Source organism: Thermoactinomyces sp. CICC 10523 (assembly GCF_016055105.1).
In the GTDB taxonomy this organism is placed as follows: domain Bacteria; phylum Bacillota; class Bacilli; order Thermoactinomycetales; family Thermoactinomycetaceae; genus Thermoactinomyces_A; species Thermoactinomyces_A daqus.
The window spans coordinates 1-12,393 of the sequence record NZ_JAECVX010000023.1 but is presented as its reverse complement, the minus strand read 5'-3'; the positions used below and the strand labels follow the sequence as shown (position 1 = coordinate 12,393).

Sequence of the window (12,393 nt, the reverse complement as noted above, 5' to 3'; positions counted from 1 at the left end):
GCAAACAGCAGAGATATTGGCCCCCGGCGCCATTCCAGCCAACACAATCTCCATTTTTTGCTCAGCAGTCCATTTTCGCCGCCCCATAAAAAACGACCCTTTTCTTGCTTCCTTCCATTATACTTTATCTTTCGTCTGGAAGCGTATGGGGTCATTATATTAGATGTAAAACTCAGTCAAAAGATGCTTAGGTCATTTTCATTTTAATCAAATGAAAATGTGTGGGATCTAATCTTATTACTCTTTCATCTGCTGGAGGAAGGCAACAGAGATCTACTTGTTTCATCAGTAACATTTCTTTCATGGGATGAATAAGTTCAATTTGAGATGAAAAAGTCGAGTCTACAGGTGCAACTCTAATCCTGGGTTTCCTGTATAAACACAAAATGACTTGAGTACCCTTGTGGTTCCCAAGTCATTTTCCATTTATGAGAGATACGGCCTCGAAATCGGTCTTCTCTCCCTCCAACCCTTCTTGGCTTGAAATCTTGACTAGATGGTGATGGGCGGGTTAATTTGCATTTTTGTTAAACCATTCTTCCAATGTCATCATTGGAAATTCTTCATCGAAGTCTAATCGTAAAGGGGTGATCAACTCAAGTGAGTTTCCATCCGGGTCATTAAAATAAATTGCTGCATGAGCTTGCGGATTGTTTGGTAATACAAGCGGTTGTTTGTCAGGAGGAAAATTAAAATTTGTTTGTACGGGTATTCCTTTTTGCTCCAGCCATTCCTTTGCCTTTTGAATATCTTCAAAGTCAACTTGAAATGCAATATGTCTTAATGAAGGATGGTAAGGTGTGTTTACTTTATCTGTTTCCCAAAGACCTAACCAACTGCGTCCTTTTTCAATCCAAAAGAAAGCTAATTTTTCACTTTGATAAGCAATTTCTAAACCTAACTTCTTATAAAATTCTATTGAATCAGAAAGATTACTGACGGGCAAATGTGCTTCATATAACCCTTTTATCAATTTTTTAATTCTCCCTTCTCTTGGCTTCTTTCCATCGTTAGCCTGTCGACATGATCCTCTTCCATTGACATTCCATGAGTACCAGAACGAATATTGATTCAACAGGGGCCCCGCTCACGGCAGTTTCCAAAGATGTTTCAATCCTTGTTTACCGGACCTTTTCTCTTTTTTGAGTTTGCATGTGCTTCCCCGAACACCTCCCCTATTCAGATCCAAATTTCGGATCGTTTCAACTGGTTTTCCATCCAAAAAGCCTTTTCCCCTATATTTTATCGAACTTTTATGTTTTTGAACATCTATTAGATCTGTTTAGAATTTTCTGTCGTTCGCAAATGACAACAGTCATCCTCCCCTATTCCCGACTCTCTTGATAAAGCAATGCCAATGCGATCAGACTGATCCGGCAGCTCATGAACAAATAGCAGAAATAATTGCTTGCGTTACATTCTTAACCTACCGGGATGTGATCATTTGGCTCATTCTTGGAATGACTGGAATGTTGATCTACAACTACCTAAAAATGTGATCTATAATGAGGTGGATTGCTTTGTTTTTGGAGGCGATTTTTGAATTTGTTTTTTTTTAGTTGTTTGTGCAGCAAACAAGTTTAATATATAGATAAGGTAGAGTTAACGAAGCTCAAATATAGTGCAATCTGCCCAATATTTTGAGGCCGCAGTTCGCTTTCGATCCATAGCAGGATAAATTCTTCTAATTTTATTTATCTACCCCTATCGTCTTGCTTGATGCCGATGGCTACTTTGCAGGGGTTTTAAATGAACTGGCAGAAGTATTTTCAAGACGTATCATGGAAGTCATGAAGATACAGGAAATGGGTATCAACGTTATTTAGCACTGAATGAAGTCCCCTGCCCTGCACGATTGCATTTTCTGTCGAGATGCTCATAGAGGTCGTGGAAATGTCCCCGCAGGGATGGATGCTTGTGTCATTGGATATGGGAAACTGGGTAGTTCCATTGCTCAGATACTCCATACCTGAAATATGAGAGTCATGGTTTTCGATAAAGTTCGTAGGAAAAACAAAAAAAGGAGGAAAGTCGGACCCGAGATGGATCCTCTACAATTCAAATGAGTATTCCATTATCCCATGTTAAGGAAGCTATTATTGCGTATACAGAAAAATTCCCTCGTTCCGATTTACAATCCCTGCAACCACTACTTGAAGCCATAAATACTTCTGACGATATAACTGCACGTACCCATCTACCTGGTCATGTAACGACAAGTGCGGTCATCCTCAATGAAGAAAACAAAGTACTACACATCAAACACAAAATTCTCAACATCTGGCTGCTACCCGGAGGACATTGCGAGAATGCAGATTCGACTCTTGTCTCTGCCAGTTTGCGAGAGGTATATGAGGAAACAGGAATCCCTTCCGACTGTCTCAAACGCATTCTACCAGAAAACGTGCCTATTGATATCGACTTGCACCCGATCCCAGCCAACCCACGAAAGGGAGAGCCTGAACACTGGCATGCGGATTTCCGATTTGCTTACCGTTTAGTTTCTATTGCAAAGGTAGCACTTCAGGAGGAAGAGGTAACGGATTATGCATGGTTGCCTCTTGAACAAATGCCAATGCGTGGATTGGCTAACCGATTGTATGATTTCATCAAGACATCAACTACAGCCACTTAAGCAGTTCGGCGTTAAGACGCAATCATTACTCTTCCTATAGCAAACCGGGCCACAAGTTCATCCTTGCCCTTCAGAGCAAGCGTTCCGAGTAGGAGACATTCGGCGACAAACACACGTTCCCTTCTACAAACACAAAAAAGCCAATGAAATCTACGAAGGAGTACTTTACAGACTTAATAGCTTATAAAAAACGGTTCATTCACGGAAGCCATTTATTTCGGCGTTGGTTGATAGACAAAACATTTTTCCGTATTTTTAAAGACTTCAGATTCCCCATGGGATACCGTGATCTTATTAAACACTTAAACAACAGCCTCCGGATCAAGGACAAAAACAAGTAATGATGTTGCATCGGTTGATCTCCTGAACGATACGTCCCATCTGACCCATTTTGGAGGCTTTGCTCGCCTTGTAAACATTGTTCAGCATTGCTACTTTACTCAGTTTGCCTAGTTTATCCATCCCCTTTTGCTCTGACAAAGGATGCCTCCATATAACATAACCTTTTCACTTGGGTCTGCTGCTTGTGTTTGTGAAGTTTTGGACGCAATGTGCAGGTGTTTGTGTAACAAACAAGTTGGATTGATAGTCTGAGAGCGAATTGGACACCATTTTAAGACATACTGGCACACCTCCTTCGGCATATGACTTTACGGAGTTGCATGTTAATTTTTACATGAGTCATCACTTAGAATACCAACAAGAATAAAGAGACTTTGTCCCAATCCGGAACAATAAGAAACGTTTCTTTTTGAACATGCGAACCACGGATAATAAATAAAAGGTCCTTACTTTGCAACCAAACGCTTGGTAAGAACCTTTTTGAAACATCGAGGCCCTCTTCTGTTTCAGAAAATACGATCACCGATCTCTCAAAACAGTAAACGGCTACGAATGCAACTGTCAGGAGATCGGCTTTAAGTCTAATTTAGTACCTTCCTTGTACCAAGTCTTCCCATGTCTTATCACGGAGATCTTCTGGGATCCATTCCAATTCAGGATATATGGAAATTCATGATACTCAAAAATCTCCTTCGGGCAAAGCTTATCGTTTATTTCGATTTTAATTCCTCTGTATTGAGCCAACCAACCCAATCCGGCCACAGCACCGGCAAAAAATTTGCTTAATATGCCTACTTGCTTGATTCTCTTCTTATGTCGTCTCAATATTTGCTTCAAACCATCATGAACCTTTTTCTGATCCTGGTCCAAGATCCCCTCTAAGACAGCCATTCTTTGCTCCATATACACTTTTTGAAACCGATGCAATTGAAGATGGGAGAGTGCTTCCAAATGAGCTCGCGCTTTGTTGTCTTCCTGCAAAATGATATATTTCATTGCATAACCCAAATGTCCATTTTCGGGATTCAGATCGTTTATCTTGAAATCCTCCTCTTCCCCCCGCCAACCCAGCAAATGCGCTAAGGAAACAATCAACTCCGGATGTTGGCTGATCAAGGCTGAATATAACCCTTCAAAATTATCTGCCGTCCCTTTGAAATGGGTTTCCCCCTTTACATAGCGAGGATGGCTTGGAACGTTCAACGGTTCAGCGAGAATATACAATTCAAAATATCTTCCAGCCTTGTATAATTGTTGTTTAAAGCCGATTACATCGTTCTCCAATATTAATTTTTTTATCGCAATGGTATAACACAGATAGGAGAGATAATCTAACGTCCCCCAATTACCTACGGAATTTTCAGCTAAATCTTCTACCTCAAACTGATATGCATCTTCATTTTTACAAACGACATCTTTAAACCACTGTCTAACATCCAAAGACATATCATTTCCTCCTATCAGGCCATACTTATGAAGTTTTCGGACGCAAATTGAATTGATTGTCTTAGAGCGAATTGACACCATTATGCCGACAGAACGTTTAATCTCTTTTCTCCATGCCAGAACTATTTGTTCGGCATTGCATTCCTTCAGGAACCTGCAGTTCGGAGTACCATCCATTTGGTGAATTATCGTCCAACTCTTTTCTCCCCTTAACAGGCATCGGGTTGACTATGACCAACTTGATGCCGTGTTTCTCTAAAAACTCGGCCAAACTCAACCAATAATAGCCTGTCAACTCTCTCCCAAACAGCACCTGGTGTTTGGAGTGCTTTTTCATCAAGGCCTTGATCCAAAAAAGCAATTGGCTAAATCCAGATTGAGATTGACTAAATGCGATTGTTTTTCCCAATTCCACCTTGCGAAAGTCTACAGCCCATGCAAAGATAATCTGAAAAAAGCCCATTCCCGAAATTAAGGAGGGAATGAGCTTTTTGGACTATATTCCATTTTATCATAGTTCTATTCATTACTATCAGAAGATGGTGGAGTGATAATGGGTTGATAATGTAATGATTCCTCAACAATCTCCTCAGGTGAAAGCTCTCGATCACTCCAATAAATTAACCTCATCATTTTTTTAAAATCAGGTACTGTTTTTTCCAACAAATCAAAAACCTTTTCTTCTTCCTCCTCGGAATACTCGCATTCATTAATTTTTTTACGACCTCTATTAATTCCTCTCTTGATTTAATAAAATCAGCCATTATATATCCTCCTCGTATATGAGGTTTAACTTCAGTTGCAAACAATCTTTGAAAACCAAATACCTTCAAGAAAAGAGCCTTTCATGATATCCCCAGATAATGATCATAGGATCATTTTAGGAAGTTCGATGTAGTTTTAACTAATTCCTTAGTTCTGACTTCCAAAATGATAACTCTTATCTAAAATCTCTTGGTGCATTCTAGGAGAAACAATGAACGAATTATCTGAATTATACACATCTCCGCCATGTTGGATAGGTGTTCTGTGATGAAGAATATAACTCTTATGATCACCATACCACTGTTCGGAGATCGCAATAGGGGCATTACCCTTTCTCATTCTGGCAACATTACTTGCACTAAATTCACTCGCATATTTTGAATTTGCTACGCTCTTCCAAAATGCTTCCCTAAAGTAATCAAATGATTTAAAACGTTTACCACGCAACTTGTCTGCTACCTCTTTGGGTATAATACCAATATTCCCTTGTTTACCACGCATCGTTTTTGGAGCATCCGGAGCTCGAACTCCACCAGATACCGCCCCGGTGAATTTCTTAGCTGTGTTGCATTGTTTCTATCTTGATCTGTTCCAACCCCGTCTGTGTCACGACAATCCTTCGGGAGTTGGGCAGAAGCAAAATAACCGTTGAAAATGAGATTATTACGCCTCCCCTTAGTACATGAAAAAACGCCGAAACCGCTATTTCAATGAAGCGATTCGGCGTTTCGTTACAATTAAAAGCCCATTCTCAAACTTGGATACTCCATATCTCTTTGATACTCATTCCCATTCTTGATCTTCTGTAAGCTCTCCCGTTTCAAAGAAATGTTTGAAAGCTTTAATCATGTCAACATATTCAACAAGATATTGCTTGGGTATGTCAGTCCCAACTTTTTGAACTGTGATGTTAATGTGTTCTTCATTTTCCTTTGATACTGAAGGATTAACTAAATCTGCGTTATAACCATCATAGAAATATGAAACGTAATATAGTCTGATTCCATTTATTTCGTCTCCCCCGGCAACCATTAAATCGCCAAATTCTTCGGATAGCAAAGAAACATTGTCAAGCTGATATCCATCGATTTGATCCAATGTTGATTTAATTTGATCCCAACTCGGATTTGTTATTACTTTTTTTTCTCCAGGCCTTAAAATACGAAATTTCCACTCGCTCATATCTCTATTCCCCTCTACCATGATTTTCTTTTAAAGTTTGGATCAGGTCTTATGATTTGTATTCCACTTGGACTTATTACTGTTAGTTCATCTAATCCAACTTCTTCAACAAGTTGCTTTACACCTTGTCTTTCATCGCAATAGCCGCATAAAGGTCGATCTACATGAAGGGTAGCCTTTCCACCAAGAATTTTATTTTGTTTTCGATATTGGTATAAATGCCAAAAAACATCTCCTTCTGCATGAGTATAAGTACTATTATTAGTACCTTTAAATCTCACACCCTGTTTTGCTAGTTTCAATCGATCTTCGTATTTTTTTGGTCTTGAGGGTCTGTTATAAAACCATTCTTTTCTAAGTTCAGAATATCCGTTTGGTACGTCTTCACTCCAACTACTTCTTCCCCATATTTGTACTCCATCTGATTCGAGAACGGCAACAGTTGATTCATTCCTTAGTATTCTCTTTTTCATTAATTCTGCTTCTTCAGTAGGAGTAAGAAGTCCAAGATCTTTTCTTACTTTTGCTACATAGTCAAGATCAACCTTGCCTGTTGCGGGTCGATACTTTGGAATATCATTAACTTTTACAATTAATCCATCTTTGATCTTAGCACCATTTTTTGTTACATAAAATTTTCCAATAATCTTCTTCCCGTTTTTTGCAAGAAAAAATTTTCCTTTTTCTTGCGTTTTAACTGTTACTATAGAATTAGCTGGTTTTTGAGGGCAGTTAGAAAACGGTATATTTGCAAAATACCCATGAGGTTGCTGTTGGAATGTAAAACAGTCGCTAATCTCTTTCACCGCAGGCTTTAACTTCGACGCAAGCGGTACTCCATTTTTTTCAGCAGTTACGGCAATTCGTTTAAATGCCTGGATGTAGGCCTCGGGATTGTGGGCGATGATCCCGGTAGCGAGACCGGCAACGGTGATGACCGTAGCGGCGACTTTATGGCTGAGGATGGCTTTCCGCAATGAAGAAAGGGCGCCCCTCACTTTGGAGACGGCTTGCGGGATGTGGAGTTTTTGAACGGTCTTTTGAACGAATTGGATTCCTCTTCCGATCCGGCCCATTTGACCCATTTTCGAGGCTTTGCCCGCTTGGGAAGCTTTGCTCAGCATGGATACTTTACTTAATTTCCCTGCTTTATCTACCCCTTTTGCCCCAAAAAGGGAAGCCACCACGTAACCGAACCATTCGGCCCTGCTGCTGGCATCTCCATGGATGACATCCCGTTTAAACGACTCGGAAACGAGTTTCCATGCCCCCTTTACGGTTTCAACAGGGTGTAAAACCGCATTAAAAATCCCTTTTATCGTTTTAATGGGATGAAAGATCATGTAGATAATCCCTTTGATTGTTTCCCAAGCGGCTTTCAATACCCCGAAAGAAAAGCTATATTGCAAAATCCAAGCCAAGACGATAATTGCTGCGATTCCGGCAAACCAATTGCCTTTCTTTGCCTTTTCCCAATGTTTATCCATTGTACTGTAAGCTGTTTTTTTCAGCCATTCCTTACCGCTGGAGACCTTTTCCTCTGCCCAATTCACTGCTTTTGTAAACCAATTCTTGGATTCATTCTCTTTTTCCTCCTGGGAAGGTGAAGTGGGCGCCGGTCCTTTTTGAACTTTATCAAAATGATCATTCACTTGGGGAATATTAAAACTTCCCCCATCGGCAAAGACTCGACCGCTTCCCAAAATGCCAACACTAACAAAGGTCAAAAGAAAGATGATCATGAATCGATAAACAAACGTATTCATTTTTTCTGTTACAGAATATTTCGACATCCGTAACAGGTTCACCCCTCTTTACCAAAAATGATTTGATATGGGAGCAAAAAAACAGACTCGACCTTGGGTCAACTCTGTCCAGCAAAAATGATGAAACCGTATCTCATGACGATTCTATCATTTTTATCAAGAAAATTATATCATAAGCTAATATTCTTGAATATTAAAAGGACCAGCGTTTGGCTGGTCTCCTTTGAAGCGTTATCGTCAATCTGAATCATTTGGATTCACGATAGCAAAGTGTAAATGATCTTCCCATCTTCCGTTAATCTTCACGTTCTTCTTGGAAAGCCCTTCCTTATGGAATCCTGCCTTCTCCAAAACCCGAATCGACCCGATGTTATGTGGCATGACTCCTGCTTCAATTCTGTGCAACTTGAGAATCTCAAAGGCATGGTCAACAACCGGACGCACCGCTTCGGTAGTATAACCATGTCCGTTGTGCGAGTGATCCAAACAATAGCCCAGCCAACATGACTGCAAAGAACCACGGACCACTTCAGTCAATTCAATAATGCCAATCAGCTCATCAGTATCGACGAGGAAAATGCCGAACGTGTATTGCTCATCTATCAGCTGAAAGGGTTCAGAATGAAACAGAATAACCTCGATTTCCGGATTTTGCAGCGGAAGATACACCACTCCAAGGTCAACAGCTCCATCTAAAACCGAATCTGTAATTTCTACGGAATGTCCTGTGATCAACCGTAAGGCAAGGAAGAAGGACTTGCCCTGTCAGGGTCAATTCCACTCTACGATTTGTTCTTATAAGCAACTCTTTTCCAAGTTCTTAATGCGGTTATCAGGACTGAGTTACATAAAGCAGTTCAGAAGCACGGGTAAAATTCTTTGTTTCGGCAACGGTTAAAAGGTCGTAGTCCATGGCTCCATCCTCCAAAGCACATTCAATAATAATCGGAAAAGCAAATCGTAATAATAAAACAATTCAATTTTTCAATCGATTCCATTATACGATAAACTGTAAGGGAAAACACTCTTGAGGAGGAGTCTCATTTGTTAACCAAACTGAAGCAGATGATCTCCGAACGGAAAACGGAGTATATCGAAGAATTAAAAGATTTTATCAGCATCCCGAGCATCAGTGCGCTTTCCGGGCATCAACAAGACATAAATAAATGTGCTGAATTTTTGATAAACCATCTAAGGCAGATTGGTTTTGAAAACGTTCAACTCATTCATACGTCAGGAAATCCCGTCGTTTATGGAGATTGGCTTCACGCACCGGGAAAGCCCACTGTTTTGGTCTACGGCCACTATGACGTTCAGCCTGCAGACCCGATTGAGTTGTGGGATTCGCCTCCCTTTCAACCGGAAATTCGCGAAGGTTTGTTATTCGGCCGAGGCGCAACCGATAACAAGGGCCAATGTTTCTCTCAATTGAAATCGTTCGAAATCCTGTTTAAAACGACAGGCCGTTTACCTGTCAATGTAAAATTGCTGATCGAAGGTGAAGAAGAGATTGGCAGTCCCAGTATCGCCTCATTTCTGGAACATTATAAAGACAGGCTGAATTCAGATGTAATTGTCATATCAGACACCGCCATGTTAAGTGAAAATCAGCCTTCGATTTGTTATGCCTTAAGGGGATTGCTTGGATTTCAAATCGATGTGAAAGGACCCCGCGTGGATTTGCACTCGGGAAGCATGTACGGGGGAGCGGTACAAAACCCCATCCATGCGCTGGTTCAACTTCTTGCCTCCATGCGCAATGAAAAAGGGCAAATCACCATTGACGGCTTTTATGAAGATGTGGTTCCCATTACTGAAGAGGAGAAGCAGTCTCTGCTTTCCCTTCCGTTTCATGAAAAAGAACTGATGGAGAGAATCGGTGTGACGGAACTGTCGGGAGAAGAAGGATATACCACTCTGGAGCGGGTTTGGGTGAGACCTACATTGGAAATCAACGGCATCGATGGAGGATATCAGGGAGAAGGAATCAAGACGATCATACCCAGTGAAGCACATGCCAAAGTAACGTGCCGCTTGGTTCCTGACCAAGACCCCGCCACCATTGAAAGGTGCATCCGCAAACATATTGAACGGCATACGCCAAAAGGAGTTCAAGTAGATATTAAGTTTCGCGAGCATAGCCATCCCTACGCCATTTCCATCCATCATCCGCTCATTCAACTGGCTGCAGAGTCTTACGGGAGAGCATATGGGTTCCGGCTTGTTTGGTTCGCGCCGGCGGATCGATTCCGATCGTTGAGCACCTTTACCGAAGATTGAAATGCCCTGTTATACTCATGGGTTTCGGCTCGCCAACGGCCAACGTGCATGCTCCGAACGAACATTTTTCCCTGGACAATTTTGAAAAAGGCATACTCACGCTGTGCGATTACTGGCTCAACTTGGCTTCTGTTTTAAAGGAATCGGAGGAGAGTCGATGAAGAAACAAAGATGGGTGTGGAACACTCAAGTGAGCGAATGTTCTTGTATCCGTTGTGGCTCGCGCTATGAAGCCGATGAATATCCAACCGGCTGCCCCAGGTGTTTGGAGCTGGGGTACCCGGCCAGCATGAAATTGGAATATGAGGGACTAACGGAAGAGAACAGCTCAAGCTCCTGTCTGCATAAACGCTTGCCCTTCTTGGACGTTCCTACCTTAGGTGAAGGAAATACCCCTTTGATTCATTTGGAGCGATTAGCTGAGCAATTGGGAATCCATCGCTTCTGGGTGAAAAACGAAGGCATGAATCCCACCGGTTCCCATAAAGACCGGATGAGCCCTCTGGTGATCGCCCGGGCGCTCCAGTTGGGCAAATCATCCGTGGTGGTTGCATCCAGCGGCAATGCGGGAATTTCCCTTGCAGCATATGCCTCCTTTGCCGGTCTCCAGTGTACGGTGATCACAACCAAAGACATCCATGAAGACGTAAAGAAGTCTATTCAAGCATATGGAGCTCAACTGGTTATGGTTAGCGATTCATTTCAGCGATGGGAACTTACGCGCGAGCTGGCAGAGAATCAAGGATTTTACCCAGCGACTAACTATATGTTTCCGCCAGTTGGCAGCAACATGTATGGAGTGCAAGGATATAAGACCATTGCCTATGAACTGGTGCAACAATTAAAAGGATGCTCTCCTTCCGTTATCCTCGTCCCTTCTTCCAGAGCAGATTTACTGTGGGGGGTCTGGGAAGGATTGAAGGAAGCGTCCGCGTCGGGTTGGATCAAAAAATTACCCAAAATGGTTGCCGTAGAACCTTTTCCAAGACTCGTACGCGTTTTGCAAGGAAGCGACTACCGTGGTGAATTTACAGGTTCAACTTCCTTAAAGTCGATCGCCGGGACAACGGTTACTTACCAAGGGTTGTTGGCGATCCGCGAATCAGAGGGGACGGCTGTTGCCGTAAGTGATGAAGAAGCGCAAATGGCCCAGAAAGAACTGGCTGCCCATGGCCTCTACCTGGAACTCTCCTCGGCGGCCGTCTTAGCAGCGGCAAAACGGCTGATTAAAATAAACTTCATGTCAGAAGAAGACCAGGCAGTGGCTATTGGCACGGCTCAGGGATTGAAAAAAATTTAGAAGAGGAGGATTGAGAAAATGTGATAAAGGGGTTATATGAAGCGCATTTACCCGTGACGGATCTTGACCGTTCCATCAGCTTTTATGAAAAGTTGGGTTTAACTTTATGGTTTCGAGAAGATCCTGTCGCCGTTTTTTGGATCGTCCCGCGCGTAAGCTGTTTGGGACTCTGGAAAACGGAAATCTCCCCCGACCGTAATCCGGGAAGCTTTCCGGGCAATGGAAGGCATGTCGCCTTTCTGGTAGATTTTGAGAACATCGACCAAGCGATCAAATGGCTGACCGATCGAGGAATCTCGCCTGTCAGTCACAATGGATTTTCGCCAAACGAGCCGATCGTTCGGCCACATCTTGGGAATGCTTCCGTTTATTTTGACGATCCGGACGGGAACAATCTCGAGCTGATTTGCAATCTTCCCACCAACTCCGATGGTTGCAACCAGATCCTATCAATGAGCGAATGGCGAAACCAAACCCGCGAGATCAAGTCTGAGTTGGTTCAAATCAAACAAAAAGACGAAGGGAAGGGAAAATAAAATGCCACGGGAACCGAGAGGGGTGAACGTAACCCCTCCCTTTTGTTACCGCCGGTCTATAATTGACCCAGGATCGCCGAAAAAGAATTGACCCACTCCCCGTCGAATAAATCCCCTTCGAATAATACCGCCAAATTTCTT

The 12,393-nt window shown here is 42.2% G+C and carries 12 protein-coding genes; 4 read left to right on the top strand and 8 right to left on the bottom strand.

Annotated elements, in window-relative coordinates:
- Positions 1–511: 511 nt before the first annotated feature.
- On the bottom strand, positions 512–973 hold the full coding sequence (locus tag I8U19_RS16740) for a VOC family protein (RefSeq protein ID WP_198056585.1): 462 nt from the start codon (positions 971–973) through the stop codon (positions 512–514).
- 1,089 nt (positions 974–2,062) lie between these two features.
- Between I8U19_RS16740 and I8U19_RS16735 the strand changes: the two genes are divergently transcribed.
- Positions 2,063–2,635, top strand: coding sequence for an NUDIX hydrolase (locus tag I8U19_RS16735; RefSeq protein ID WP_198056584.1), 573 nt, complete (start codon positions 2,063–2,065; stop codon positions 2,633–2,635).
- 903 nt (positions 2,636–3,538) lie between these two features.
- Here I8U19_RS16735 and I8U19_RS16730 read toward each other — a convergent pair.
- The 7 genes from I8U19_RS16730 to I8U19_RS16700 all read right to left on the bottom strand — a co-directional run bounded on the left by I8U19_RS16730 (position 3,539) and on the right by I8U19_RS16700 (position 8,778).
- The gene (locus I8U19_RS16730) at positions 3,539–4,423 is read right to left on the bottom strand and encodes a hypothetical protein (RefSeq protein ID WP_198056583.1); all 885 of its coding nucleotides are present in this window, start codon (positions 4,421–4,423) and stop codon (positions 3,539–3,541) included.
- A gap of 97 nt (positions 4,424–4,520) precedes the next feature.
- A complete protein-coding gene (locus I8U19_RS16725) occupies positions 4,521–4,886 on the bottom strand; it encodes an IS110 family transposase (protein ID WP_255517876.1) in 366 nt (121 codons plus the stop codon).
- Positions 4,887–5,052: 166 nt separating this feature from the next.
- A complete protein-coding gene (locus I8U19_RS17540) occupies positions 5,053–5,187 on the bottom strand; it encodes a hypothetical protein (RefSeq protein WP_255517875.1) in 135 nt (44 codons plus the stop codon).
- 148 nt (positions 5,188–5,335) lie between these two features.
- Positions 5,336–5,689 carry a colicin gene (locus I8U19_RS16715; protein WP_198056581.1) on the bottom strand — a complete coding sequence of 118 codons (354 nt, stop codon included), beginning with the start codon at positions 5,687–5,689 and terminating at the stop codon, positions 5,336–5,338.
- A gap of 282 nt (positions 5,690–5,971) precedes the next feature.
- Positions 5,972–6,370 (bottom strand): hypothetical protein, encoded by a 399-nt coding sequence (locus I8U19_RS16710; protein WP_198056580.1) that lies wholly within the window; start codon positions 6,368–6,370, stop codon positions 5,972–5,974.
- Positions 6,371–6,384: 14 nt separating this feature from the next.
- On the bottom strand, positions 6,385–8,163 hold the full coding sequence (locus tag I8U19_RS16705; protein WP_198056579.1) for a hypothetical protein: 1,779 nt from the start codon (positions 8,161–8,163) through the stop codon (positions 6,385–6,387).
- Positions 8,164–8,373: 210 nt separating this feature from the next.
- A complete protein-coding gene (locus I8U19_RS16700) occupies positions 8,374–8,778 on the bottom strand; it encodes a GNAT family N-acetyltransferase (protein WP_370589813.1) in 405 nt (134 codons plus the stop codon).
- Positions 8,779–9,180: 402 nt separating this feature from the next.
- On the opposite strand from I8U19_RS16700, the gene I8U19_RS16695 reads away from it, so the two are divergent.
- The 3 genes from I8U19_RS16695 (at position 9,181) to I8U19_RS16685 (ending at position 12,252) form a co-directional block, all read left to right on the top strand.
- Complete coding sequence (locus tag I8U19_RS16695; RefSeq protein ID WP_370589812.1) at positions 9,181–10,416, top strand: dipeptidase; 1,236 nt, start codon at positions 9,181–9,183, stop codon at positions 10,414–10,416.
- 157 nt (positions 10,417–10,573) lie between these two features.
- On the top strand, positions 10,574–11,716 hold the full coding sequence (locus tag I8U19_RS16690; protein ID WP_198056578.1) for a threonine synthase: 1,143 nt from the start codon (positions 10,574–10,576) through the stop codon (positions 11,714–11,716).
- Positions 11,717–11,736: 20 nt separating this feature from the next.
- Complete coding sequence (locus tag I8U19_RS16685; protein WP_198056577.1) at positions 11,737–12,252, top strand: VOC family protein; 516 nt, start codon at positions 11,737–11,739, stop codon at positions 12,250–12,252.
- The last annotated feature ends 141 nt before the right edge of the window (positions 12,253–12,393 follow it).